Source organism: Bradyrhizobium viridifuturi (genome assembly GCF_001238275.1).
GTDB classification, from domain to species: domain Bacteria; phylum Pseudomonadota; class Alphaproteobacteria; order Rhizobiales; family Xanthobacteraceae; genus Bradyrhizobium; species Bradyrhizobium viridifuturi.
On the sequence record NZ_LGTB01000059.1, the window covers coordinates 1 to 25,817 of the forward strand.

At 64.9% G+C, this 25,817-nt stretch carries 20 protein-coding genes, 1 tRNA gene and 2 pseudogenes; 14 read left to right on the forward strand and 9 right to left on the reverse strand.

Annotated elements, in window-relative coordinates:
• The 6 genes and pseudogenes from ALC15_RS37030 to ALC15_RS37050 all read left to right on the forward strand — a co-directional run.
• Window positions 1-2,387, forward strand: a 2,387-nt coding sequence (locus tag ALC15_RS37030; protein WP_157860971.1) for an Ig-like domain-containing protein, incomplete at its 5' end; no start/stop codon positions are given.
• Window positions 2,291-4,294, forward strand: coding sequence for an Ig-like domain-containing protein (locus tag ALC15_RS46830; RefSeq protein ID WP_244486432.1), 2,004 nt, complete (start codon window positions 2,291-2,293; stop codon window positions 4,292-4,294). The genes ALC15_RS37030 and ALC15_RS46830, both read left to right, overlap by 97 nt.
• Before the next feature lie 165 nt (window positions 4,295-4,459).
• Window positions 4,460-5,664, forward strand: a pseudogene (locus tag ALC15_RS37035) (ABC transporter substrate-binding protein).
• Between the two features lie 138 nt (window positions 5,665-5,802).
• Window positions 5,803-6,597, forward strand: coding sequence for an enoyl-CoA hydratase (locus ALC15_RS37040; protein ID WP_050631548.1), 795 nt, complete (start codon window positions 5,803-5,805; stop codon window positions 6,595-6,597).
• A gap of 15 nt (window positions 6,598-6,612) precedes the next feature.
• Entirely contained in the window at window positions 6,613-7,368 is a 756-nt protein-coding gene (locus ALC15_RS37045) for a VOC family protein (RefSeq protein ID WP_050631549.1), read from the forward strand.
• Window positions 7,369-7,529: 161 nt separating this feature from the next.
• Window positions 7,530-9,638 (forward strand): acetate--CoA ligase family protein, encoded by a 2,109-nt coding sequence (locus tag ALC15_RS37050; RefSeq protein WP_050631575.1) that lies wholly within the window; start codon window positions 7,530-7,532, stop codon window positions 9,636-9,638.
• A gap of 110 nt (window positions 9,639-9,748) precedes the next feature.
• Here ALC15_RS37050 and ALC15_RS37055 read toward each other — a convergent pair whose 3' ends face one another.
• From ALC15_RS37055 to ALC15_RS37070, 4 genes are all read right to left on the reverse strand, one after another.
• Window positions 9,749-11,245 (reverse strand): peroxidase family protein, encoded by a 1,497-nt coding sequence (locus ALC15_RS37055; RefSeq protein ID WP_050631550.1) that lies wholly within the window; start codon window positions 11,243-11,245, stop codon window positions 9,749-9,751.
• Window positions 11,246-11,687: 442 nt separating this feature from the next.
• Complete coding sequence (locus ALC15_RS37060) at window positions 11,688-12,488, reverse strand: enoyl-CoA hydratase/isomerase family protein (protein WP_021080195.1); 801 nt, start codon at window positions 12,486-12,488, stop codon at window positions 11,688-11,690.
• Window positions 12,489-12,505: 17 nt separating this feature from the next.
• Window positions 12,506-13,666 (reverse strand): acyl-CoA dehydrogenase family protein, encoded by a 1,161-nt coding sequence (locus tag ALC15_RS37065; RefSeq protein WP_050631551.1) that lies wholly within the window; start codon window positions 13,664-13,666, stop codon window positions 12,506-12,508.
• 30 nt (window positions 13,667-13,696) lie between these two features.
• Window positions 13,697-14,764 (reverse strand): acyl-CoA dehydrogenase family protein, encoded by a 1,068-nt coding sequence (locus ALC15_RS37070; RefSeq protein WP_050631552.1) that lies wholly within the window; start codon window positions 14,762-14,764, stop codon window positions 13,697-13,699.
• A 388-nt stretch (window positions 14,765-15,152) separates the two neighbouring features.
• On the opposite strand from ALC15_RS37070, the gene ALC15_RS37075 reads away from it, so the two are divergent.
• Together ALC15_RS37075 and ALC15_RS37080 are read left to right on the forward strand one after the other, a co-directional pair.
• Complete coding sequence (locus tag ALC15_RS37075; RefSeq protein WP_050631553.1) at window positions 15,153-15,914, forward strand: N-acyl homoserine lactonase family protein; 762 nt, start codon at window positions 15,153-15,155, stop codon at window positions 15,912-15,914.
• A gap of 90 nt (window positions 15,915-16,004) precedes the next feature.
• Window positions 16,005-16,787 carry an SDR family NAD(P)-dependent oxidoreductase gene (locus ALC15_RS37080; protein ID WP_050631576.1) on the forward strand — a complete coding sequence of 261 codons (783 nt, stop codon included), beginning with the start codon at window positions 16,005-16,007 and terminating at the stop codon, window positions 16,785-16,787.
• A gap of 77 nt (window positions 16,788-16,864) precedes the next feature.
• Here ALC15_RS37080 and ALC15_RS37085 read toward each other — a convergent pair whose 3' ends face one another.
• Together ALC15_RS37085 and ALC15_RS37090 are read right to left on the reverse strand one after the other, a co-directional pair.
• The gene (locus tag ALC15_RS37085; RefSeq protein WP_021080200.1) at window positions 16,865-17,143 is read right to left on the reverse strand and encodes a GlsB/YeaQ/YmgE family stress response membrane protein; all 279 of its coding nucleotides are present in this window, start codon (window positions 17,141-17,143) and stop codon (window positions 16,865-16,867) included.
• Between the two features lie 36 nt (window positions 17,144-17,179).
• The gene (locus ALC15_RS37090; protein WP_050631554.1) at window positions 17,180-17,782 is read right to left on the reverse strand and encodes a YidB family protein; all 603 of its coding nucleotides are present in this window, start codon (window positions 17,780-17,782) and stop codon (window positions 17,180-17,182) included.
• 151 nt (window positions 17,783-17,933) lie between these two features.
• Here ALC15_RS37090 and ALC15_RS37095 point away from each other — a divergent pair.
• The 3 genes and pseudogenes from ALC15_RS37095 (at window position 17,934) to ALC15_RS37105 (ending at window position 19,636) form a co-directional block, all read left to right on the forward strand.
• Window positions 17,934-18,940 (forward strand): annotated as a pseudogene (locus ALC15_RS37095) (2-dehydropantoate 2-reductase).
• Between the two features lie 53 nt (window positions 18,941-18,993).
• Window positions 18,994-19,191 carry a hypothetical protein gene (locus ALC15_RS45655; RefSeq protein WP_050631577.1) on the forward strand — a complete coding sequence of 66 codons (198 nt, stop codon included), beginning with the start codon at window positions 18,994-18,996 and terminating at the stop codon, window positions 19,189-19,191.
• Between the two features lie 22 nt (window positions 19,192-19,213).
• A complete protein-coding gene (locus tag ALC15_RS37105; protein WP_050631555.1) occupies window positions 19,214-19,636 on the forward strand; it encodes a CAP domain-containing protein in 423 nt (140 codons plus the stop codon).
• Here ALC15_RS37105 and ALC15_RS37110 read toward each other — a convergent pair.
• The 3 genes from ALC15_RS37110 to ALC15_RS37120 all read right to left on the reverse strand — a co-directional run bounded on the left by ALC15_RS37110 (window position 19,633) and on the right by ALC15_RS37120 (window position 22,433).
• Window positions 19,633-20,274 (reverse strand): hypothetical protein, encoded by a 642-nt coding sequence (locus ALC15_RS37110; protein WP_430649223.1) that lies wholly within the window; start codon window positions 20,272-20,274, stop codon window positions 19,633-19,635. The genes ALC15_RS37105 and ALC15_RS37110 overlap by 4 nt on opposite strands.
• Before the next feature lie 214 nt (window positions 20,275-20,488).
• Window positions 20,489-21,538: a helix-turn-helix transcriptional regulator gene (locus ALC15_RS37115; RefSeq protein ID WP_128089693.1), complete on the reverse strand. Its 1,050-nt coding sequence runs from the start codon at window positions 21,536-21,538 to the stop codon at window positions 20,489-20,491.
• A 244-nt stretch (window positions 21,539-21,782) separates the two neighbouring features.
• Window positions 21,783-22,433, reverse strand: coding sequence for a TetR/AcrR family transcriptional regulator (locus ALC15_RS37120; RefSeq protein ID WP_063781921.1), 651 nt, complete (start codon window positions 22,431-22,433; stop codon window positions 21,783-21,785).
• A gap of 84 nt (window positions 22,434-22,517) precedes the next feature.
• Between ALC15_RS37120 and ALC15_RS37125 the strand changes: the two genes are divergently transcribed.
• The 3 genes from ALC15_RS37125 (at window position 22,518) to ALC15_RS37135 (ending at window position 25,817) form a co-directional block, all read left to right on the forward strand.
• Entirely contained in the window at window positions 22,518-24,023 is a 1,506-nt protein-coding gene (locus ALC15_RS37125) for a flavin-containing monooxygenase (protein ID WP_094194356.1), read from the forward strand.
• A 119-nt stretch (window positions 24,024-24,142) separates the two neighbouring features.
• A tRNA-Arg gene (locus ALC15_RS37130) sits at window positions 24,143-24,219 on the forward strand.
• Between the two features lie 179 nt (window positions 24,220-24,398).
• Window positions 24,399-25,817 carry a UbiA family prenyltransferase gene (locus ALC15_RS37135; RefSeq protein WP_050631560.1) on the forward strand — a complete coding sequence of 473 codons (1,419 nt, stop codon included), beginning with the start codon at window positions 24,399-24,401 and terminating at the stop codon, window positions 25,815-25,817.

Here is a 25,817-nt window from a genome sequence, read left to right on the forward strand (position 1 = left end):
GGTGGCGGCGGCTTGGCGCCGGCGGTACCGTCTTCGTTCAGGAAGGCGGCTCGCTGACCATCAAGGGCGGCTCGCTCTCCGACGATTCCGGCTTCAACGCCGTTGCCGGTGGCACCAATGGCAGCGGCCAGGCCAGCGGCTCGGGCTTCGGCTCCGGCATCTTCATCCAGGGCAACAACAATCTCAACTTCACGCCGGCCAGCGGCCAGACGCTGACGGTCGGCAACGACATCGCGGACCAGAGCGGCAATGGCGGCACTGGCGCCAATGCGGGCGTCGGTGGGCTCGCGATCAGCGGCGGCGGCACCGTCATCCTCGGCGGCAACAACAGCTACACTGGCAACACCACGCTCAGCGGCGCCGGCACACGGGTCTCGATCTCCGCCAACGTCAATCTCGGCGCTGTCACCAATGTGCTGAAGCTCGGCGACGGCACCGGCATCAGCTTCACCGATGGCTTCACCCAAACCCGCAACATCACCGTCGCCGGCGATCCGGTGTTCAATGTTGCGGCCGGCGAGACCGTCACCCAGAGCGGCGTCATCTCCGACGGCGCGACGCCGGGCGATGTCGAGGTCACCGGCGGCGGCCGGCTCATCCTGTCCGCGCACAACACCTATTCGGGCGGCACCGTCATCATTGGCTCCATCCTCGAGCTGGCCGCGAACGGCGCGGCGGGCAGCGGTGCGATCGCCTTCACCGACGGCTCTACCGAGAAGCTCGTGCTCGATGCCGCGGCATTCTCCGGGACCTCGTTCGGCACGGCGATCACCGGCTTTGCCGGCGGCGATACCATCGACTTCGGCAACATCGCCTATGACGCAACGGCGACGCTGTCCTATGCGAATGGCGTGTTGCTGGTGAAGAGCAGCGGCGGCACGACGCTCGCATCGCTGACCCTGAGCTTCGGATCAGGCGCCTCGCTCGGCTCGCTGATGCTGGCGTCCGACGGCTCGGCCTCGCCGCATCTCGAGCTCAGGTCGCAGGCGAGCATCGCCTCGGTCACGGCCGACACCACCGGCCACCTCACGACGCTGAACGCCGGCAAGGTCGTCACGATATCAGTCGATTTCAGCAACGTCGTGAGCGTGACCGGTGCACCGCAGCTGCTGCTCAACGACGGCAAGGCCGCGATCTATGTCAGCGGCAGCGGCTCGCATACGCTGGTGTTCAGTTACACCGTGCAGGACGGCGACAGCACGTCCGACCTGCAAGTGCAGAGCCTTGCGCTCAATGGCGGCACGATCAAGGATCCCGGCGGCCAGGACGCCGACGTGACCCATGCGGCGACCGATCTGCATCTGGTGATCGATGCGATCGCGCCGACCGTGTCGGTGACCGCAACCCCGGCCTCGCTGCTGGCCGGGCAAACCTCCACCGTCACCTTCACCTTCTCCGAGGCAGTCACCGGCTTCGCGCTTGCTGATACGACCGTGAGCGGCGGTGTGCTGAGCAACCTTGTCCATGTCGGCGTCAACGCCGCGCACCAGGACATCTACACCGCGACGTTCACGCCTGACGTGACCAACTCCGAGGCGGGCTCAGTACAGGTCAACGCATCCAGTTATACCGACGTTGCCGGCAATGCTGGCGCGGGGAGCAGCGCAATCACCTTCACTGGCGACACCAAGGCACCGACGGTGTCGGTCTCGGCCGATCACACCGCGCTGACCGCCGGCGATAGCGCGCTCGTCACCTTCACCTTCTCGGAGGCCGTCACCGGCTTTGGGCTCGGCGATGTCACGGTCCACGGCGGGACGCTGGGCAACCTGACCCATGTCGGCGTCGATGGCTCCGGCCGTGACGTCTACACGGCAACCTTCACGCCCGATGTGACCAACACTGAAGCGGGCTCGGTGCAGGTCAACACGTCGAGCTATACCGACGTCGCGGGCAATTCCGGCTCGTCAAGCAACACGATCAACTTCACCGGCGACACCAGGGCGCCGACGGTGACGGTTTCGGCTGACCACGGCACGCTGCTCGCCGGTCAGACCGCGGTGGTGACCTTCACCTTCTCCGAGGCCGTCGCCGGCTTCGCCCTCGACGGCGTCGACGTCAGTGGCGGCACCCTGGGCAGCCTCGTCCATGTCGGCGTCGATGGCTCCGGCCAGGATATCTACACCGCGACCTTCACCCCCGACGTGACCAACACCGAGGCCGGCTCGGTCCAGGTCAACGCATCCGGCTACAGCGATACGGCCGGCAATGCCGGCGCGGTCAGCAACACGATCAACTTCACCGGCGACACCCGGGCGCGACGGTGTCGGTCACGCTCAACCCGGACACGGTGTTGGCCGGCGACGTCTCAGTCGCGACCTTCACCTTCTCGGAGGCCGTTTCGGGCTTCAGCCTTGCCGGCACCACCGTCCATGGCGGCGTCTTGAGCAATCTCGTGCATGTCGGGCTCAACGGCTCCGGCCACGACGTCTACACCGCGACCTTCCAGCCCGATGTCAGTGACACCGAGACTGGCTCGGTGAAGGTCAATGCGTCGAGCTTCACGGACGTGTCCGGAAATGCCGGCGCTGCGAGCAATATCGCCACGATCGGCGGCGATACGCTGGCGCCGACGGTGTCGATCGCGGCGGATCGCTCTGCACTGCTGGCGGGGCAGACTGCGCTGGTCACGTTCACCTTCTCCGAACAGATTGCGAGCTTCGCGCTCGGCGACGTCACCGTGCATGGCGGCGCGCTGGGCAATCTGGTCCATGTCGGCGTCAACGCATCGGGCCAGGACGTCTACACCGCAACCTTCACGCCGGACGAGAGCAATGCCGAGGCAGGCTCGGTGCAGGTCACGGCGTGGAGCTACACCGACGTCGCCGGTAACGCCGGTGCGGCAAGCAACAGCATCAGTTTCACCGGCGATACCAAGGCTCCGACGGTGTCGGTCGCGGCGAGCCCGAGCACGCTGCTTTCGGGCCAGAGTTCGGTCGTCACCTTCACCTTCTCCGAGCACGTCGCAGGCTTCACGCTCGGCGATACCGTCGTCGCCGGTGGCGTGCTGAGCAATCTGGTCCATGTCGGGCTCAACGGCGCGGGCCAGGACGTCTACACCGCGGCCTTCGCGCCCGACATCAACGATGTGCTGGCGGGCTCGATCCGGGTCACGGCCTCGAGCTACACCGACGACGCCGGCAATGCCGGCGCGGCAGGCAACACCGCCATGATCGGCGGCGACACGCGCTCGCCGACGGTCTCCGTGATCGCCGATCATACGGTTCTGCACGCGGGCGACACGGCGCTGATGACGTTCACCTTCTCCGAGGAGGTCGCGGGCTTCGGGCTCGGCGACATTGCCGTCCATGGCGGCTTGCTCGGCAGTCTCGTCCATGTCGGCGTCAACGGCGCCGGCCATGATATCTACACCGCGGTGTTCACGGCCGACGTCACCGACCATCTCTCCGCCAACCTGTCCGCGACCGCGTCCGGCTACACCGACATCGCCGGCAATGCGGGTGCTGCGAGCAACACGGTCAATTTCACCGGCGACACCAAGCCGCCGTCGGCGCCGCTGCTGGCGCTGCACCAGGACACCGGCTTCTCGGGTGCCGACCACATCACCAGCAATGCGCTGATCGACTACACCAGGTCGGATCCGGCCGATACGTTGCGCTTCAAGGCCGACGGCGCATCGAGTTTCTCGACGTTGGCGCCGGTGTTCACCACGGACGGCGTGCACACCGTGACGGTGCAGGAGGTCGATGCCGCCGGCAATGTCAGCGCGTCGTCGAGCCTGACCTTTACCCTCGATACCACTGCGCCCCATCTCACCGGCATCACGGCGACGCCTTCCGGCGGCGTCGCCGCGACCGGCTCGCTGGTGCAACTGACCGTCGGCTTCAACGAGGCGGTTCGCGTCAGTGGCGGCACACCGGTCCTGACGCTCAACGATGGCGGCAAGGCAATTTACGATGCGGCCGCGACGGCGCTGCTCGGCGATCCCTCGAAGCTGGTGTTCGATCACATCGTGTCGTCGACCGACCGCGCAGGCTCGCTGGCCGTGACCGGCTTCGTCGCGAATGGCGCTGGTGTCGCCGACCTGGCCGGCAATGCGGCGTCGCTGTCGGCCGTCTCCGCCGCCTTCGATGCGCTGCACATCAACGAGACCGTCGTGCCGGCCTACACGATCGGGCCGATCACCCGGCCGGAGCTGCATCTGGATCTGGGCGGTCACGTCATCATGGATACCGTGGCGTCGGCGTTCGCCGGACAATATGGCCTGCAGTATTTGTTCCTCGGCCTGCCGGCGGGAACGCCCTATCAGACCGTTTCCGACTTTCATCTCTGATCGCATCGCGGTTGCGGGCGATCGGCTGGCGCGTCGCGTCATTCCGCTCAACGGAAAACAGATTGCTGCCACTGCAGCTTGCTGCAGTGCAGGCCATGCGGCATGATCCGGCCCTCGAAACGGACCTGATGGAAGCAGGTCCGCATCTCAAGGGGGAGGATCTGAATGAGACGGGTTTTGGCCGGCGTGTTGGCCTGTGTGTTTGCGATCTCGGCGAATGCGTCGCTGGCGCAGGACAAGCCTCCGCTGAAGCTCGGCGGCATCCTCGACATGTCGAGCCTCTATGCCGACATCACCGGTACGGGCAGCGAAACCGCGGCAAAGATGGCGGCGGAGGATTTCGGCGGCACGGTGCTCGGCCGCAAGATCGAGATCGTGGTCGGCGACCATCTCAACAAGGCCGACCTTGCCGCCAACATCGCCCGCGACATGATCGACAATCAGGGCGTCGAGATGATCTTCGATGTCGCGGCCTCCGCGACCGCGCTTGCCGCCGGCGAGATCGCCAAGGCGCGCGGCAAGATCATCATGTTCAACGGCCCGGGTTCGATCCGCCTCTCCAACGAGCCTGCGGCCCCTATACCGTGCACTATGTGTTCGACACCTTCGCGCAGGCCAATGTGACCGGCCTTGCCGCGGTGAAATCCGGTCTCGACACCTGGTTCTTCCTGACCGCGGACTATGCGTTCGGTCAGGACCTGGAGAAGGACACCAGCAATGTCGTGGTGAAGTCTGGCGGCAAGGTGCTCGGCAGCGTGCGGCATCCGATCAACACCTCGGACTTCTCCTCCTTCCTGCTGCAGGCGCAGGCCTCGAAGGCCAAGGTGATCGGGCTCGCCAATGCCGGCGGCGACACCATCAACGCGATCAAGCAGGGCGCCGAGTTCGGCATCACCAAGGGCGGCCAGAAGATTTCGCCGCTGCTCGCTTTCGTGACCGACATCGACAGCGTCGGGCTCGAGACCGCACAGGGGCTTCTGCTCGCTGAGGCGTTCTACTGGGACCTCAATGACGACACCCGCGCGTTCTCAAAACGCTTCATGGAACGCACCAAGCGGGTGCCGACCTCGGCGCAGGCCGGCGTCTACTCCTCCGTGATGCATTATCTGCAGGCGGTGAAGACCGCGGGCACCACGGATGCCGCCGCGGTCATGAAGGTGATGAAGGAGACCCCGATCAACGACATGTTCGCCAAGAACGGCCGGATTCGCGAGGACGGCCGCATGGTGCACGACATGTATCTGTTCGAGGTCAAGAAGCCTTCGGAGTCGAAGGGACGCTGGGACGACTACAAGCTGCTCGCGACCGTGCCGGGCGATCAGGCGTTCCAACCGCTCTCGGAGTCGCGCTGCCCGCTGGTGAAGAAGTGACGGACTGGCGAAGTCATGCAGTCATCCCGGGGCGATGCGTCAGCGCCGAACCCGGGATCTCGAGGTTCCGGGTCTGGTGCTCGCGCACCATCCCGGAACGACGGAGCAACAACCAATAACAACGAAAGGCAAAACGCCATGAGCGACAATCAGATGGTTCTTCAATCCCTCGACAAGGGCCTGCTCACCATCACCATGAATCGCCCGGATCGGCGCAATGCGCTCAATCCCGACATGACGCGCGGCCTTGTCGAGGCGGCGCGGCGGGCGCAGGACGATACCGAGGTGCGCGCGGTGCTGATCCGGGGCGCCGGCGGCACGTTCTGCGTCGGCGGCGACGTCAAGTCGATGGCCGAAGGCCGCGCGCCGCTGCCGTTCGAGGCCAAGATGGCGAACCTGCGCCGCGGCATGGAGGTCTCGCGCATTCTGCACACGATGCCGAAGCCCGTGGTGGCACAGCTTGATGGCGCAGCGGCCGGCGCCGGGCTCTCGATCGCGCTGTCCTGTGACCTCCGCGTCGCCAGCGCCTCCTGCAAGATCACGACCGCCTTCGCCAAGGTCGGCTTCTCCGGCGACTACGGCGGAACGTATTTTCTGACCAAGATGCTCGGCAGCGCCAAGGCCCGCGAGCTCTATATGATGTCGCCGGTGCTGTCGGCGCAGGAAGCCTATAACCTCGGCATGGTCTCCAAGGTGGTGCCCGATGCCGACGTCGAGGCCGAGACGCTGGAGCTTGCACGTTCGCTAGCGCAGGGGCCGTCGGTGGCGCTCGGCTACATCAAGCGCAACATCAACAATGCCGAGACCATGACGCTGGAGGCCTGCTTCGACGGCGAGGCGATCCACCACACCCGCGCCGGCGAGACCATCGACCACAAGGAAGCGGCCAAGGCCTTCGTCGAGAAGCGCAAGCCCACCTTCCAGGGTCAGTAAGCCGTGACCAATCACATGGCCGAATACATGCGGCTGCGGCAGATCTGCCTGGTGGCGCCGCAGCTGAAGCCCGTGATCGCTGATATCTCCGCGATCATGGGCCTCGACGTCTGCTACCGCGACGGTAATGTCGCCAAATACGGCCTGGAGAACGCGCTGCTGCCGGTCGATACCATCCTGCTGGAAGTGGTCGCGCCGTTCCAGCCGGGACCGGGCACCGCGGCCGGTCGCTTCATCGAGAAGACCGGCGGTCGCGGCGGCTACATGGCGATCTTCTGCTGCGAGGATCCCGACGCGCGCGGCGCGAAAGCCAATGCGATGGGCGTGCGGACCGCGAACGTGATCACGCACGCGCCGTATCACGGCGTGCAGCTGCATCCGCGCGACTGCCGCGCGGCCTTCATCGAGTTCAACCACACCGATGGCAGCGACGACATCCTGGGGCCGTATCCGCCGGCCGGCCCGGACTGGCAGAAGTCGATCCGCAAGGACACGACTTTGGCGCTGACCGAGGTCGAGATGCAGAGTCCCGATCCCGAGGCGTTGGCGGCGCATTGGGGAAAGATCGTCGGCATTGCCGCCGACGGTACCGTGGTGAAGCTGCCGAACAGCGCTTTCCGCTTCGTCAAGGGCAGTAGCGAGATCATGAGCGGCTTGACGTTCAAGGTCGCCGACAAGGCCAAGGTGCTGGAGGCCGCGAAGGCGAGGGGCTGCGCGGTTGATGGCGATCAGTTCCAGCTTTGCGGCGTGACGTTCAAGCTGGCGGCGTAACTATCGTCATTGCGAGCAGTGAAGCGACGAAGCAATCCATCCCGCGCGCCCAAGCGGCGAGGTGGATTGCTTCGCTTCGCTCGCAATGACGAGGAGACGGGTTGAGCCGACCGCTGTCATCCAATATCGTCGAGCGCAATAACAACAATGAGGCGCCCCCCATGCCGCATCCGCTCGATACCTTCTTTGCCCCAAAGAGCATCGCGCTGATCGGCGCCTCGCGCGACCACGAGAAGATTCCCGGGCGGCTGCTCGCGATGCTGCGCAAGAACGATTTTCCGGGCGCGCTCTACCCGATCAATCCGAACTATGACGAGATCGACGGCTTGAAATGCTCCAAGTCGATCTCCGAGATCGGCGCGCCGATCGATCTTGCCGTCATCGTCATTCCCGCCCGCGCGGTGCTGCCGGCGCTGGAGCAATGCGCCGCGGCCGGCGTCAAGAATGCGGTCATCATCTCCTCAGGCTTTGCCGAGGAAGGCGGCGACAGCGCAGCGATGCAGGATGCGATCGTGGCGCTGGCGAAGCGAACGGGCATGCGGATCAGTGGCCCGAACGCGGAAGGCTTCTACAGCCAGGTGCAGAAGGTCGCCGCGACCTTCAGCCCGACCGTCGACGTCAAGCCGGATGCGCCCGTTCTGATCGCGAGCCGGCGGCGGATCGGCATCGTCGCGCAGAGCGGCGGCATCGGCTTTGCGATCTATCATCGCGCCAAGGCGCTCGGCGTTGCGCTGAGCTATGTCGTCAGCGCCGGCAATGAGAGCGATCTCGGCGCCGGCGAATTCCTCGACTACATGGTGCAGGATGCCTCGACCGACGTGATCCTGCTGTTCATCGAGGGCATTCGCGACGTCGACAAGTTCCTCACCGCGGCGAAGCGCGCGGCAGAGCTCAGGAAACCGGTCATCGTCACCAAGGTCGGCCGCTCCGGCGCCGGAGAGCGAGCGGCGGCGTCGCACACCGCGAGCATGGCCGGCTGGTCGGCGGCTTATGACGCGGTGTTCGCGAAATACGGTTTCATCGTCTCCAATGATCTCGACGAGGCGGTCACGATAGCTGCCGTTCTCGCAACCAATCCGCTGCCGAAGGGTGATCGCGTCGCGGTGCTGACGGTGTCGGGCGGCGCCGGCATCTGGGGCGCCGACACGGTGTCGATGCAGGGCCTGCGCGTGCCGGAGCTTTCGGCCACAATCCAGAGCCAGATCAAGCAATGGATGCCGTCCTATGGCGCGGCGGGCAATCCGGTCGACGTGACCGCGCAGGGCGTCTCCTCCGGCGGCCTGCAGAAGAGCATCGAGCTGTTCGACGCGTCAGATGAAGTAGACGCGACGCTGGTCGTGCTGTCGCTGTCGAGCGAGACGCGGATGCCGTTCAAGGAGGCCGAGCTGAAGCCGATGATCTCGGCGCAGCGCAAGCCGGTGGTGTTCTATTCCTACACGTTGCCGTCGCACTTCGCACGGCAGGAGCTGGCGAAGTCTGGCGTGGTGGTGCTGTCGGGGCTCACCCATGTCGGCGTCGCGATGCGGCGGCTGGCGGACTATGCGGGCTTCAAGTCAGCGCCGGAGATCGCGGCAACGTCACCGGCGCACGATCTCTCGGCGCAGCTGAAGGCGAAGACGCTCTCCGAATATGACAGCAAGTCGCTGCTGCGCGCCGCCAGCATCGCGTTGCCGGAAGAAGTGCTGGTGACCGATCGCGACGGGCTCGATGCGGCGATCGAGCGCGCCGGATTTCCACTTGTCATGAAAATCCAGTCGCCTGACATCGCGCATAAGAGCGAGGTCGGCGGCGTCCGCGTCAACATATCAGCCAAGGGCGCGGCGTTCACCGCCTATCGCGACATGCTGGAGACGGTGCAGAAGGCGCGGCCGGACGCCGCGATCCAGGGCGTGCTGGTCGGGCCGATGGCGAAGAAGGGCGTCGAGATCATCGTCGGCACCATGACGGATGCGACGTTCGGACCGATGGTGATGGTGGGGCTCGGCGGCATCACGACCGAACTGTTCAAGGACGTGATCTACCGTCCGGCGCCGGTCAGCGCGGCGGAAGCAACCACGATGCTGGAGACGCTGAAGGCCGCGCCGCTGCTGCATGGCTTCCGCGGCGCGCCAAAGGCGGATGTCGCAACGCTCGCGCGGTTGATTTCGCAGATATCAGTGCTGGCCGCGCAGCACCGAAGCGAGATCGCCGAGATCGAGGTCAATCCGGTGCTGGTGCATCCCGAGGGGCAGGGCGTGACGATCGTCGACGCGCTGGTGGTGCCGAAATAGCGAGAGACGACGCTGCCGAACAGAGTCTTGGGCAGCACGAAACATCGATGCCGCCGCGCAGCGTGCGCGGCGGCTGGAGGATTGCGAACAGGCTTGCCCGGAAATCGGAGCTATTTTCCGAGAGCGATCCGGACGAGGTCTTTCAGCGCGAAATTGGGGCCGGATCCGGGGAACCAGTTCTTGTTCATGTTGAGGATCGAGCTGTTGTCACCGAACATCAGCCCGACGAAGACTTCTGCGACGATACGTCCGCCGACTGGTCCGAGCCGCGGCGTGGTCACCTCGACATCCGACTTGACCGGAATTTTCACCTTCACTGTGTGGTGCATTGCTTCGGCGAGAATGTAAGTCCACAACGGGCAATTCTTGCGGAATACCGGTGCCACCGAGAGGATGTTGGGCAGTGGAGAGTCGGGCTTGTCCACGCCCTGACCGATCAGGATATCCTCGTCGTTGAGCGGCTGAACGCCCATCGCGTATGCGATGTCCTGGCCCGACGGCAAGCCGAGCCGCCAGCCACGGAGCAGATTGCGCTCCGCAAGCACCGACGGGTTGGAGGCGACCGCGGGCGGGAGGTTCGCCAGCGGATTGACCAGCGCAGTATCGATTCGATAAGCGAACTGCAGACGCTTGGCCTTGACGGCGTCGTCGCCGTCATACTCGCGTGTGTCGATGTCGATGAAGCGACCCCAGTCGATGGCCCAGGCCGGGTTCATCTCGCGGAAGCCGGTCAACCCCTCCCTGTTCTGGCCGTTCGGAAAGATCGGAAGCAGGATGCTGTCATTCAGACGGTATCCCGGCCGGATCATCGAATGGCCGAGCCGATAGGCCGCAACGGAGAACTCCACCGGCATGAAGGGCTCGTTCTTCCAGTGGAAGAATTTCAGCTTCGACTGGTCATACCGTCCGCCGGTCTTGAGCTGGTCGAGCACTCCATGGTCGACGATTCGCGGCAGGAAATCGTACAGCACGATGTACTGATAGTAGTGCCGCACGATCCGCTGGAGGTCGGAGAATTCGGCATCGGGGTGCCGTTTCAGCATCGCATTGTGAAAGCGATGGAACAGACCCTGCAACTGCGAGACGATCGAATTCTCGTCGTTGCGTGGATCGCCGATCAGAGCCCGTTTCACTGACGCTCCGTTCCTCGGGAGGTCATGGGCGTCCGGGTCGTCGGCGCCGTGTATCGGATTGCCGAGCAGGAAGCCGTTGCCGCCATCATACAGATAGGGCTGGTCGTCCGGACCGCGGCCGTAGATGCAGTCGAGGTCGAATGCTGGCGTCCGGTAGTCGGTCAACGCATCCGGGTCGTTGCGCTTTTGCAGTGAGCTGTTGGGGTCGAATGTCAGATCGTGGTCGATGAACTGACCGAAATAAGTATAGAGCGCGGGAATCCCGCTCTCCTCGTCGTCGCGGCCGTCTTTCGGATCGTCGGCGGACGAGGTCATGGCTTTCGCAAGCTTGGCAAGCGCGTTCTGCGCGTCGGTGTCGGTCTTTCCGAAGGTCGCCGGCTCCATGCGGAACATGCGACCGAAGCGACCCTGGAAAAGCGGCGAACTGGCCGTTGTGGACAGCCCGCGAACGGGAACGGAATGCTTGGCAGTCATTGCGTTGCTCCATGCTGTGATGAATACGGAGCGCCCAATGACGGAGTGTATGACCGGTGGCGGTCTTCGAATGTGAAGTATCTCTCAAGAGTCGTATGAATGCATAATACCACCCACGAGGGTGTAGCGAATTCGGTCAGGTTGGTCAGGCGTGACGATCGTCGATGCGCTGGTGGTGCTGAAATAGGCTCGGGGTCGTCCCGGCGAAAGCCGAGACCCATACGCCGCGGCCCGCGGAATGGGCACACGCGGCGTCGGCTTCCCTCACAACCCAGTTCAGTGATTATGGGTGCCGGCTTTCGCCGGGACGACGTGTTGAGAGAGCCGTGCTAACAATGGCGAGAATGTAGGGTGGGCAAAGACACGTAGCGCCGTGCCCACCATTGCTTCGTGCGTGTGATGGTGGGCAAGCTTCGCTTTGCCCACTCTGCGCAGAGCGGTCTCACCGCCCCTTGAAGTTGGCGACGCGGCGCTCGGCGGTGGCCTTGACGCCTTCCTTGAAGTCCTCGGTCGCGCGCAGCTTGGTCTGCTCCTCCAACTCATGGTTGGTCGCGGCGAGCACGCGGTCGGCGAGGCCGGCGCGCATGGTGGCGCGGGTCGAGACCAGGCCGAGCGGCGAGCATTCGGCGATCTCCTGCGCGAGCTTCATCGCTTCCGCACGCACCTGGTCCTGCGGCACCAGCACGTTGGCGAGACCCCAGCGATAGGCCTCTTCGCCGGTGACGCGGCGGCTGGTGTAGAACATCAGCTCGGCATTGTTCTTGCCGATCAGCTCCGGCAGCGTCGTGGTCAGGCCGAAGCCCGGATGGAAGCCGAGCTTGGTGAAGTTCGCGGCGAAGCGGGCTTCGGGGCAGGCGACGCGGAAGTCGGCCGAGACCGCAAGGCCGAGACCGCCGCCAATCGCGGCGCCATGGATCGCCGCGACGATCGGCTTCTTGTTGCGGAAGATGCGGACCGCCTGAACGTAGAGATGGTTGATCGGCAGGTTTGAGGCCGGATCGCTCTTGGCGCGCTCCTCCTGCTCCTGGCGAGCCGGGTCGCCGAAATTGGCGCCGGCGCAGAACGCCTTGCCCTGCGCGGCCAGCACCGAGGCGCGGATCTCGATATTGTTGTCGAACTCCTCCAGCGCGTCGGCGATCTGGTTGATCAGCGCGACGTCGAAGAAGTTCAGCGGCGGCTTGCGGATCTCGATCAGGCCGACATGGCCGTGGATCTCGACGCCGATATCAGTGTATTTGGTCATGTTCTGTCCTCGTTGAATTAGCGCAAACCGAGCCCGCGGGCGATGATGCCGCGCAGCACCTCGGTGGTGCCGCCCTGGATCGTCAGCTTGGGTGCGGTCTTGATGGCAAAATCGAGCTGCTTTTCCAGCGTCTCGCGGTTGGTCGCGGTCTCTTCGACGAAGGCCGCGAGATCACGCACGCGATGCGGCAGCTGCTGCTCCCACACCGTGCCGATGTCCTTGACGATGGAGGCCTCCACCACCGGCTCCTTGCCGGCCTGCAGCATGCCGGCGACCGACACCGACATGCGGCGCATGGTGTGCACCTGCGCCACCAGGCGGCCGATGCCCTCGGCGCTGCGGGTGTCCGGATTCTTGCCGACCGCGCGCACCAGCTCGGTGAGCACGTAGTAGGTCTCGAGGAAGCGCTCGGGGCCGCTGCGCTCATAGGCGAGCTCTGACGTCGCCTGCTTCCAGGCGCCGTCGACCTCGCCCAGCACGTGATCGTCGGGCACGAAGTAGTCGGTGAATACGACCTCGTTGAACTCGAACTGGCCGGTGATCTGGCCGATCGGATTCACCTGGATGCCCGGCTGCTTCATCTTGACCAGGAACTGGGTCAGGCCGTGGCGGCGGTTTTCCTTGGTCGGGGCCGAGGTGCGGAAGATCGCGATCATGTAGTCGGCGATGTGCGCCGACGAGGTCCAGATCTTGGTGCCGTTGACCAGATAGCCGCCGTCGGTCTTGGTCGCGCGGGTCTTCGCCGCGAACAGATCGGAGCCGGAGTTCGGCTCGCTCATGCCGATCGCGAAGCAGACCTCGCCGCGGCAGATCCGCGGCAGGATGTCCATCTTGATGTGCTCGGGCGCGTATTTCAAAAGCACCGGCCCGCTCTGGCGGTCGGCGACGAAGAAGCGGCGGGTCGGCGCGTTCGCTACCCGCATCTCCTCGGTGACCACGTATCGCTCGAGGAATGAGCGCTCCTGGCCGCCATATTTCTTCGGCCAGGTCATGCCGAGCCAGCCCTTGGCGCCGACGCGGCGGGAGAATTCCGGCGCGTCGTTGTCCTCGCGGTTCGGCGCGTGGGGATCGAAGGTGCCGGCGGCGATTTCCTCGGCGAGGAAGGCGCGCACTTCCTTACGGAGCTGCTCGCACTTTTCCGGAAGGCGGATCGGATCGAAACGAAGGGCTGCAGTCATGATGTCCAGTCCTGATTGTTCTGCCTGATCTCAGCGCGAAGCCACCAGCGGCCACAATTCATCGGCGCCACGGTCGGCGACGAGCTTGCCGAGCTCGACCGCCCAGTGGCTCTCCGAGCCGAAATCGTCGCGCCATGCCAGCGCGCGCAGCGAATAGCGATGCAGGATGTGCTCGATGGTGAAGCCGATCGCGCCGTGCACCTGGTGCGCGATGCCGCTGCCGTTCTCGGCCGCTTCCGAACAGCGGATTTTTGCTGCCGCGGCCTCGAGGAATACCGCGTCATTGTCCAGCGACTTGGCGTTGACGATGGTGTCGGCCGCGGAGGTCGCGGCAGCCAGCGCCGCGGCGTTCTCGCCGGCGAGGCGGGCGAGGTTGTGCTGCACGGCCTGGAACTTGGAGATCTTCTTCTCGAAGGCGACGCGCTCATTGGAATAGCGCACGGAGATGTCGAGCATCGCTTCCAGCGCGCCCGCGATCTGCAGGCTGCGCACCACGCCGCCCATCAGCATCAGCGTGGTCTGGTCAAAGCCCTTCGGCGCCGGCTTGGTGGTGACGGGCTGCACCTTGTCGAGCGTGACGGTGTCGTTGTGATCGCCGCCAAGCCCGATGCCGGATTCGATCCGACACTTCGCGGCATCGACCAGCGCGATCGAGATGCCGTCCTTGCCGCTTGCAAGCACTGCAAAATGCTTCGCATCCTTTGCGAACGGCACGCCGCGGGCGCGGCCGGTGAGCGAGCCGTCGGCGTTCAGCGTGACGCGGTCCTTCGGGCTCGCAGGGACAATCGTCATCTCGCCCTCCGGCGAGGCGATCTTGCCTTGGGTCAGCAGCCAGCCGGCCAGCATTGTTTCGGCCAGCGGAACAGCGATCGCGTGCCGCCCGGCAACGTTGAGGACGCTAAAACCTTCGGCGAGGCTGGCACCGGAACCGCCGAGATCGTCGGGCACCCAGGACAGCGGCAGGCCGGCTTCGGTCAACGCCTGCCACAGCGGCGCCTTCCATGCGCCCTTCTTGTCGTGATTGATGGTCTGGGCATCCGCGAGATCGGCGAAAATCTTTTCCGCGGTCTCGGCGACGATGTTTTCACTCTCCGCCACAGCGTTCCTCGTGTTGATTGGCTTGGGTCCGGCTGTCAGGCAGGCCCTGCTTGCGGTGTTGTCTTGCGCTCAATGATGCGGAAAAGCCATAGCCGTGACAAGCGTTGCCCGCAGGGCCACTTGCGCAGATGGCATGAAGCCGGACCGGCCGCATGAATTCCGCAGAGTGAACTTTCGGGCGCTTCGGTTTGTATGCCAAGCGGTTTGCCAAGTGCGGCAGCAGACTGGCTGGCGGCACCGGTTCAGTCCGCCAGATGAAACCGGGCCGCCGTCCGCATGAGGCGGCAGGTTCATGGCTCGGCAACCCGGCGAGACCAGTCGGCGCGAGGGGCATTATGAGTTTCCATCAACCCATGTTTAGCTTGAGGCTGAAATCAGAGGTGACGTGATGAAGATGCATATGCTGTCGGGTGGACGGCTGCGGATGTCGAAGCGGACCTATCTGCCTGATGCGCCGCGCGGCGAGACGATCGAGCTACCGGTGTCCTGCGTGCTGCTGCGGCACACGCAAGGCAATGTGCTGTTCGACACCGGATGCCATCCCGATGTCGCGACCGATCCGGAAGGGCGGCTCGGCACGCTCGCCAAATACATGCAGCCGATCATGCCGGCCGACGACCACGTGCTGACCAGCCTGAAGGCCGTTGGCCTCGGTCCCGACGATATCGACGTGGTGATCTGCTCTCACCTGCATACCGATCATTGCGGCTGCAATGCCTTCTTCAAGAAGGCGACGGTCTTCATCCACGCGCTCGAGCTCGAGGCGGCGAAGGCCGATAACGCGTCCGATCGCGGATACATCGAGGCCGATTGGGATCATCCGCTGAAGACGGAAATCTTCGACAAGCAGATGGATGTGTTCGGCGACGGCAAACTGACGCTGATCCCGCTGCCGGGACATTCGAAGGGGACGACCGGTGCGCTGGTCAAGCTGGATCAGAGCGGCGAATACCTGCTCGCGTCAGATTCGCTCAGCGTACGCGCCAATCTCGATCAGCGGGTCTCGCCGCGAAACAGCCTCGATGTCGAGCAGTTCATGAATTCGCTCGACGAGATCGCCAGGCTCGAGGCGACAGGCGTCAAGATCATCTGCGGCCATGACGAGGCGCAGTGGGCCAGCCTGCAGAAGGGCCCACACGCCTATTTGTAATGGACCGGCGCGGTTTGCAGGTGTATTTCCGCGCGGTATGGTATGCCACCGCCGGAGATCATCTGGCTCACAACAACAAGGAAAATGCAGATGTCCAAGGATGGCTTGTGCGCGATCGTGACCGGGTCGGCATCGGGGCTCGGCGCCGCCACCGCGCAAATCCTCGCCACGCAAGGCGCGCGCCTCATCATCAACTATTCCAACAGCAAGGCGGAGGCCGAAGCGACGGCCGAGCTCTGCCGCAAGCAGGGTGCCGAGGTGCTGGTGGTGCAGGGCGACGTCTCGCGCGATGAGGACTGCAAGAAGATTGCGGCCGCGGCGCAGGGCTGGGGCCGCGTCGACGTGCTCGTCAACAATGCCGGCACCACCAAGCATGTGCCGCATCACGATCTCGACGGCCTGACCGCGGAAGACTTCCAACGCATCTATGCGGTCAACACCATCGGCCCGTTCCAGATGGTCCGTGCCGCGCGTGCGCTGCTCGAGGCCGGGGCGAAGGCCTCGGGCCGTCCCTCCGCCGTGGTCAACGTCTCCTCGGTCGCCGGCATTTCCGGTGGCGGTTCGTCGGTGGCCTATGCCGCGAGCAAGGGCGCGCTCAACACCATGACGCAGTCGCTGGCGCGCGCGCTGGCGCCGCTGATCCGCGTCAACACCGTGTGCCCGGGTTATATCGATACGCCGTGGTTCACCAAGGGCCGCGGCGAGGCGGGCGCGAAGCAGGTGCGCGATGCCGTCGTCGCGCGGGTGCCGCTGAAGGTCGCGTCAACCGCCGAAGATATCGCCAATCTGGTCTGCTTCCTGGCGAGTCCGGCGTCCAGCAACATGACCGGCGAGTTCGTCCGCATGGACGCCGGCATGCATCTCATTCAGTGACGCAGTGCCACTGCAGAAATGAAAATGCCCGGGGCAGCCCGGGCATTTTTTATTTTGAGCCAGTGTTTGGCTTGCGGTCACTTGTTTCCAATGTCCGGGATCACGCGCGCCGCGACCAGCCGGTTCCAGATGAACAGCACCACCAGCGCGCCGATCGTGGCGGTGATGAAGCCCGCACCCTGTTCGGGACCGTAATGGCCGATGGCCTGGCCGATGAAGGTCGCGAGGAAGGCACCGGCGATGCCAAGCACGGTGGTGAGAATGAAGCCGCTTGGATTGTTCGGTCCCGGAGACAGGAACCGCGCGATGATCCCCGCGACAAAGCCGACGATGATGACCCAGATGATGCCGCCCATGACTGTCGTCCTCCTCAGATGGAATCAACGCTGCCGCTAAAGCCTGCCGCGCAGCTCGTCGCCGCTCGGCAGCCGCCCGTCCGGCGTCAGATGATTGATCGCGTCGGGCAGGTATTGGCTCAAGCCCTGCAGCAATTGGTCGCGCGACATGCCGCTCTGCGACGCCAGGGAGTCGATCTGGTCGGCGCCGAGCGCGTTGGCGAGGTCGCCGGGCGAGATCTGCTTGTTGGGGCCATTGCTGACCCAGGAATTGGCCGCGTCGCCATGGCCCTTCTGCTGCAACTGGTTGAGCAGATCGCCGAGGCCGCCGCTGAGCACGGTGCCGGCAGCGCCGCCGGTGAGAAGGCCGCCAAGCCCGCCCTTGAGCAGATCACCGAGTCCGCCACCACCAGCGCCGCCGGGCAGACCAGCGGTGACATTGCCGGGGAGCTGCGGCGCCTGCGCCGGGGTCGACTGGGGAGCGGTTGCGCCCGGCTGGCCGCCGGTGAAATGCTTGACCGCCTTCCAGGCGAGCAGTGCCAGGATGGCCATCGTCATCGGCGACATTCCGCCGCCGCTCGAACTGTCGGATGATGTGCTTGGCGCGCTGGGACCGCGGGGGCCGTTCTGCATGCCGTTGAGTACGTCGAGTAAACCCATGATCGTCTCCTGCCGCAACCGTGCCCCGTGCGCGAAACATAGCTTCGGCCCATGACGGTTACAAGGCGGGCCACCCGGGCGGCGGCGCATCGAAATAGGCAGGCAACCAAAGGTCTGCTATCGAGCCCTTGATGAATGGATGTTTAGCCAGATGAATGACGACCGGCCGATCGGGATTGCGGGCGCCGGAAGCATCGGCTGCTTCGTCGGCGGCATGCTGGCTGCGTCAGGCCGCCGCGTCGCCTGCTGGCGCGGCCGCGGCTGATCCAGGAGATCGCGGGCAACGGTTTGCGGGTCAGCAGTTTCGACGGCTCGGAGCGTATGGTACCGGCCGACCGGCTCATTCTGTCCGACGATCCGTCGATCCTGCGCGATGCCCAGGCGGTTCTGGTGACGGTGAAGAGCGCCGATACCGGCGAGATCGCCGAATTGATCGCGCGCCATGCACCCGCCGATGCCGTAGTGGTCAGCCTGCAAAATGGCGTCGGCAACGTGCCGCTGCTGCGCGACCGCTTGCCGGACCGCAAGGTGCTCGGCGGCATGGTGCCGTTCAACGTTGTCGCGCTCGGCGACGGTCGCTTCCATCGCTCGACCTCGGGCGACATCGTGATCGCAGAGGATGATGCCGGCACCGCGGCGCGGCTGTCGGTGCTGGGTCTTGCGATCAAGGCCACCGCCAATATCGATGGCGTGCAGTGGGGCAAGCTGATCGTCAATCTCAACAACGCGCTCAATGCGCTGTCCAACATTCCGTTGCGGCAGCAGCTCGCGCAGCGCGGCTGGCGGCAATTGTTCGCGGACCAGATGGCGGAGGGCCTTGCCGCGGTGCGCGCCGAGGGCATCGCGCCGGTGTCGCCGACGCCGCTGCCGTCGGGCTGGATGCCGCATCTGCTGCGGCTGCCCGATGCGCTGTTCGGCATGCTGCTCGGCCGCACCATGAAGATCGACCCCGAAGCGCGCTCCTCGATGTGGGAAGATCTGCAGCGCGGCCGCCGTACCGAGATCGACTATCTGCAAGGTGTGATCACCGCGATCGCGGATCGCCGCGGGCTTAAGGCTCCGCTGTCGCGCCGCATCATCGCGCTGATCCGGAAGGCCGAGGCAGACGGCAAGGGCTCGCCGGGGCTGACGCCGGAACAGATCCGCGCGACAGTGTGATGAGCGCCGACGAGCATCTGCGATATCGTTCGCACAACCGAGGAGGTGACATCATGAGACGATCCTGCGTCATGCTACTCGCGCTTGTTGCGCTCGCCGCCAGCCCGCTGCGCGCTGCGCCGCCGACCGTGGTGCCCTCGCCAGGCTATGATGCGCGTCTGCAGGAGCAGCGCGCGGCAGCGAGCCAATCGGCAGCAGCAGCGCACAAACCGGCCACGCACCGACGTTACAAGCGCGGTCGCGCGCATTGACCCATTGCAGGGAAGGCCTCGGATGAAGCTGCTGTTGCTCGCACTCACCCTCGTACTCGGCATCGCAACGGCCGCTGATGCCGCCGACTATGCCGGCTCGATCAGTGCCTACCGGCGCGCCAACCGCATGCCCGCGGTGAAGCTCGACGCGAAGCTGAATGCGATGGCGCTGAAGCAGGCGCAGGCGATGTCGGCGACCGGATCGGTCAGCCATTCCGCCGGCGGCAGCTTCTTCACGCGCATCGCACCGCTCAAGAAGCAGCGCGCCGCGGAAAATATCGGAGCCGGCTTCATCGCCTTCGCCGAGATGCTGAAGCAGTGGGAGGATTCGCCGGGCCATCGCGAGAACCTGCTGATGCCGGGCGCCAAGCGCGTCGGCGTCGCCTACGTCGACAATCCGAAGTCGCCGTACCGCAGGTTCTGGGCGATGGTGATTACCGATTAGTTGCGCTTCGCGAGCTTGGTCGGCTGTGGCGTTGCCGGCGTGAACAGCTTCTTCAGGTCGTTCAGTCCGTCGGACAGCCGCGGCCAGTCACAGGAGAACGTACCCTTTACGCAGCTGCGCACCCGCGGTCGCGGCTCGGGAATCGGCACGGCTGCGACCCGCGGCTTGACTGGCTTTGCGGCAGGGACGGGGACTTTCGCCGGCTCGCTGTGCAGCGAGGCCTGCTGGAGCTCCGGCGGCCGCTCCTGCGGCTTTTCCTGCCGCTCGAGCTGCTTGGCATTGAACGCCGCGGCGATGCTGGAGCGGCGCTCCTTCTCGAGATAGCCGGTATATTCCTGGTCGATCTTCTTCTGCTCGTCCGGCGTCGGATTGGGACCGGCGATGTCGAAGCTGCGGTCCTGCATGAAGTCGTAATAGGTGTAGCCGCCGCCGGGCTTGCGGCGTCCGGCAAACTTGGCGTTGCAGTCGGCGAGTTGCGCGGTCTTGTCCTGCTTGGTCTTCGCCTTCTCGGCGAGATCGGCACAATCTTCAAAATCCTTCGGAGCGCTGCGCCACCATTGCGCATACGCGCTGATCGGCACCAGCGCGAACGCGGCGGCGAAAATGGCGACAGCCAACGTCGATGATCGTGACGGCATCACGGACATTGCAAGCAAACCCGAACGACACAGAGTGAGCAGATTGTCGCCATTTTAGTGACCCTTGTCACCCGGGAACCCGAAGTTTTTCCCGATCTGTGGAATGACGCTCATGCTGCTGTGTCTGATGGAACACAGCCGTGCGGTATTGGAATATCTAAAGAATTCTCATCTGAAGCCAACCGGAACATCGGAACAATTCGTCTCGAATTGCTCACTTCACCCTGTGCAGCAACGCGACCAGTTCCGCCTGCCGATGCGTGCCGGTCTTCTGGAAGATCGTCTTGAGCTGGTTGCGCGCGGTGGCAAGGGCAATGCCGGCCTCCTGCGCCGCCGCTTCGACTGAATCACCGCGCGCAAGCCGCGTGGCGAGGCGCGCCTGCGCCGGCGTCAACTCGAAGGTCGTCGCCAGCAGCGCAGAATCGAATGCGGCGCTGCCCTCGAGATCGCGGATCAACAGGATCGCGCGCGCGCCCAGGAACGGCGAGCGCGCGGCGGGCGGCACCGGCTGCATCTGGATCACGATCGGCCGCTTGTCGATCCTGCGCACCACGATCGGCGCTGTCGGCAGCGGTTGCAGGTCCGAACTGTGGGCCAGCAGATCGATCAGCCTGGTCAGATCGGCATTGGCCTGCCGGTCGAGCAGCGTGAGGCGGTTGTTGCGGATCGCGAGGTCGTGGCCGAGGCAACTCTCAGCATGGCCGTTCATGCCGATGACGGCGCCGAAGCGGCCGACGGCAATCGCTGCGACCTGGATCAGGTCGAGCGCGCTGGTGATGCCCGAGATCGCGGAGCGGCCGACGACGGTAGACAGGGTCGCGGCTTCGGTGAGCCGCGCCGACACCCGCGAGAGCGCCTTGACCTCGTCGGCGTCGAACATGCCTTCCTTCGGCGAACGCTGGATGCTCAGTGCCCACAATGCCGGGCCGGCGCGAAAGCCGATCCCCGCGAACCATTTCAGCCCGAACTCGCCGAGCGTCGCATAAAGCGGGTCGCGCAACATCTCCGCCTCGCTTCCGAACAGGTCGGCATCGGTGATGACGTTGGTGCCAGCCAGCATCAGCGGTACGCCGCGTGCCGCGCGGATGTCGGTGAGATGCAGATTGTGCGGGAAATAGGTCTTGGTGAAATAGTCGCTGATCGATTCCGAGCGCGGAATGTCTTCGGTGCGGATGTCGCTCTGAAGCATCGCAGCTCCGGTCGCGCCGACGGCCGCGCAGACCTCGTCCATGAAGGACGGCCAGGTCGCGGGATCGAGAACCACATCGCCTAGGCGCGCGGTTACGTCGTCCAGCCTGTGCACGTCGACCAAAGGCTTAAGCTCCGCCTGATGCAGTTTTTTCGTTGTTTCGCAAGGTGAAACAGGAAAAGCCTGGTTGCACCCGGTACCGTGCATAAGACAACCCGCGCCGCCTGTCGTGCAAGTTAAATCGGCGGTGCGGCTTCGGGGCAGGCCGGAAACCTCGGCGAAACATGATCGAAAATCGGCGAGCGGTGCGGGTCCACCGCTACCGCAGGTGCAGGTTCCGGCGGCGATCAGCCTCGGTCAATGCGACGCGGCAGAAGCTGGCGGCAATCGCGACCACGTCCGCGACGGTTTGCGGATATTGCTTGGAAACCCAGCGCAGCGCGATCGAGATCACCGCGCCGACCATGCCGGTCGAGAGCAGCGTCGCAGCTGCCCCCCTGTCGCCGTGCTTCGCATCGCGCGTCGGCGGCACCAGGATGTCGCTGAACACGCGCCCGGCGTCGAGCTTGACGGCATCGACCGCCGGGCTGATGCCGGAGATTTCCAGCAGGAAGACCCGCGCGGGCTTCGGATGCTCCTTCAGCCGGGTAAAATACAGCGTCAGCGCGGCGTGCAGCCGTGCTTCGGCATCGTCGCCGGCGGCCGCGGCGGCAGCCGTCATTTCCTCGTGCAGACGGCCGACGACATGGTTGTAGGCGGCGATCAACAGGGCTTCGCTGTTGGCGAAGGACTCGTAGAAATAGCGCTCGGTGAGCTCGGCGGCCTCGCAGATCGCCTTCACCGTCGCGCTGCGATAGCCGACCTCGCCATAGACCTCGATCGCCGCGTCGATCAGCTTCAGCCGCCGCTCGGTGCGGCGCTCGTCGGCGTCCATACCGCCATAGAGGCGGGCTTTTCGGCTGCTTGCCATGAAAGGCTATTGACATGAGCCATTGTCAGATGTCAAGTTATCTGACAACATATATTGTCAGTTATGACGCGGGAGGGTCAGTGCATGTCTGCTCATTTCGACGTGTTGATCGTGGGTGCCGGGTTGTCAGGCATCGGCGCCGGCTATCATCTGCAGACCAATTGTCCGGACCGCAGCTACGCCATTCTCGAAGGCCGCGATTGCATCGGCGGGACTTGGGACCTGTTCCGCTATCCCGGCATCCGCTCCGACTCCGATATGTACACGCTCGGCTATTCGTTCCGGCCGTGGACCGAGCCGAAGGCAATCGCCGACGGGCCGTCGATCCTGAACTATGTGCGCGAGACTGCGCGCGTCTACGGCATCGACAAGAAGATCCGCTTCAACCACCGCGTCGTGCGCGCCGACTGGTCGTCGGCCGATTCGCAATGGACGGTCGAAGTCGAGCGCGGACCGGAGAAGACGATCGAGCGCCTCACCTGCAACTTCCTGTTCATGTGCAGCGGCTACTACAAATATGAGCACGGCTACACGCCTGATTTCCCCGGCATCGCCGATTTCGCCGGCCGCGTCGTCCATCCGCAGAAATGGACCGACGACATCGACTATGCCGGCAAGAAGGTGGTGGTGATCGGCAGCGGCGCGACCGCGGTGACGCTGGTGCCGGAAATGGCCAAGACCGCCGCCCATGTCACGATGCTGCAGCGTTCGCCGACCTATGTCGTGGCGCGTCCGGACGAGGACAAGGTCGCCAACTGGCTGCGGGCGCGGCTGCCGGCGAAGCTCGCCTACGGCCTCACGCGCTGGAAGAACGTGCTGTTCGGGATGTATTTCTACCGGCTCTGCAAGCGCGATCCGGAGCGCGTGAAGAAGCTGATCCTCGGCGGCGTGCGCCACGCGCTCGGCCCCGACTACGACGTCGCGACGCATTTTACCCCGAGCTACAATCCGTGGGACCAAAGGCTTTGCCTGGTGCCGAACGGCGATCTGTTTCAATCCTTGCGCAACGGCGGATCATCCGTCGTCACCGACCAGATCGAGACCTTCACTCCCGGCGGCATCAAGCTCAAGAGGGGCAAAGTGCTCGACGCCGATGTCGTGGTGACCGCGACCGGCCTCGATCTGCAGGTGCTCGGCGGGCTCGAGATCAAGGTCGACGGTGCACCGGTCGATCTGTCGAAGACCATGAACTACAAGGGGCTGATGTATTCGGGCGTGCCGAACCTTGCCGCCGCCTTCGGCTACACCAACGCATCCTGGACGCTGAAATGCGACCTGACCTGCGAATATGTCTGCCGCATGCTCAATCACATGAAGGCGAACGGCTATGCGCAGGTGACGCCGCGGCGGAACGACCCAACCGTGACCGAACTGCCCTGGGTGGATTTCTCCTCAGGCTATATCCAGCGCGCCGCAGCCAGGTTCCCCAAGCAGGGCTCGCGCCGGCCGTGGCGACTTTACCAGAACTATGCGCTCGATATCATGACGCTGCGCTTCGGCTCGCTGCAGGATGAGGCGATCGAGTTTCTGCCGGCGCGCCGGGCTGGCGCGGCGGATGCTGCCGCGAATCCGGCGCGGCAGGTCGCATAACGCGCGACGTGGCGAACCAGGCACAACTTCGCGCGCGCCCGTTGGGGCGCGGGCTGGCGATCATTCGGCACCTCTGCTATGGGAGGGCTGCGCCCGCATGCTTGAGCCGCGGGCCGTGCGGTCCCGTAGCTCAGCCGGATAGAGCGACGGTTTCCTAAACCGTAGGTCGGAAGTTCGAGTCTTCCCGGGATCGCCACTTTCCGCCTGGTTGCGCGCAGCGCACGCCGCCGGCGACCGCTTCCTTCCCCCATCGAAGCCGCAACGGCCTTCGCGCGCTGCCTTCCAGCGCGGTGCGGCGGGCGTTTGCCCCCAAATTCACCCCAAATTAGGGAACGCTGCGGACAATGGGGAGGGGGCCACCGGAAGTCCGCGCGCATGCGATCGAGCGTTCCAGAACGGGTTGAGCAGGGCGGCAGCGACGCCCTTCGTGATCCGTTGCGCTCAAGCGGCCGGCCGCTCGTTGTCGATGTCGACGAGGTGATGGTGCCGGGAAGCGCCTTTCCGGCGGGGATCGCTTCCGAATTGAGCCGTCGCGTTCTCGCGGTCGCCGCCGCGATTGCCACAGCGTTCGGACCGGATGCGCGATCGACGCACGTTGCCGTTTCGTCGGGTTTCGATTCATCCCGCGCGCAGTTCGACCGCGATACCGTGACCTTCTTGTTGCAGGTGCTGGGCGAAGGCCGCCCGGTCTATCTCTGTTCGGAAATCCATCCCGAGCCGTTCGTCAGCGCTGTTGCCCAGCATCTCGGTGTCTTCACGGCCTGGGCCGCCGCACCGGCTGGCCGGTCGCCGGCGGTGCGGAGCGAAGACCTGCCGCCCGTGCTGCGCCAGGGCTTTGACTATATCGGCGGTGCAACGGTCGCATTGCCGGAATTCGCATCGCGCGTCGGGCGTCCCGGTCGATCCGAACCGGCGGCGCCTGTGCGGGCCGGTGTGCAGAGCTGGTTGAAGCTGCTCCGGGTGCATCAATACGCCAAGAACGCCCTCGTGCTGGTGCCGCTGCTGACCGCGCATAAATTTGCGCCGGGATCGGCGGCGACGTCGCTGTTCGCGGTGATCGCATTCTCGCTCTGCGCGTCGGCCGCCTACATCCTGAACGACATTCTCGACATCAGGGCCGACCGCGCGCATCCGGCCAAGCGCAGCCGTCCGATCGCAAGCGGAGTCATCGCGGCGCCGCGAGCCGCCGGCGCGATGGCTCTGGCGCTAACAGCCGCATTCGCGATCGCACTGTCCATATCGACCGCGTTCGCCGGTGTCCTGCTGGGCTATTTCGCGCTGACCACGTCCTATTCGCTGTGGCTCAAGCGCATCGCGATCGTCGATGTCGTCGTGCTGGCGACGCTGTACACCGTCCGTGTGATCGGCGGCGCGGTCGCGATCAGCGTGCCGATGTCGGAATGGCTGCTTGCGTTCTCGCTGTTCATCTTCATGTCGCTGGCGCTGGTGAAGCGCCACGTCGAACTCGCCGGCCAGCCCGATGGCGCGGTGCTGGCGGCGCGCGGCTACCGGGTCGAAGACAAGTCGATGATCGCGATCCTCGCCGCGGCATCGGGCTTCAACGCCGTCGTGATCTTCACGCTCTACATCTCGTCCGATACGGTTCGCGCGCTCTACAGTCATCCGCAGCTGCTCTGGGCCTGCTGCCCGATCCTGATGTACTGGATTGGTCGCGTGATGCTGTTTGCACAGCGCGGATTGATCGACGACGATCCGGTGATGTTCGCGCTCCGCGATCGCGCCAGCTGGATCGCGCTTGGCGCGATCGGCGTCATCATGCTCGCCGCCATCTAG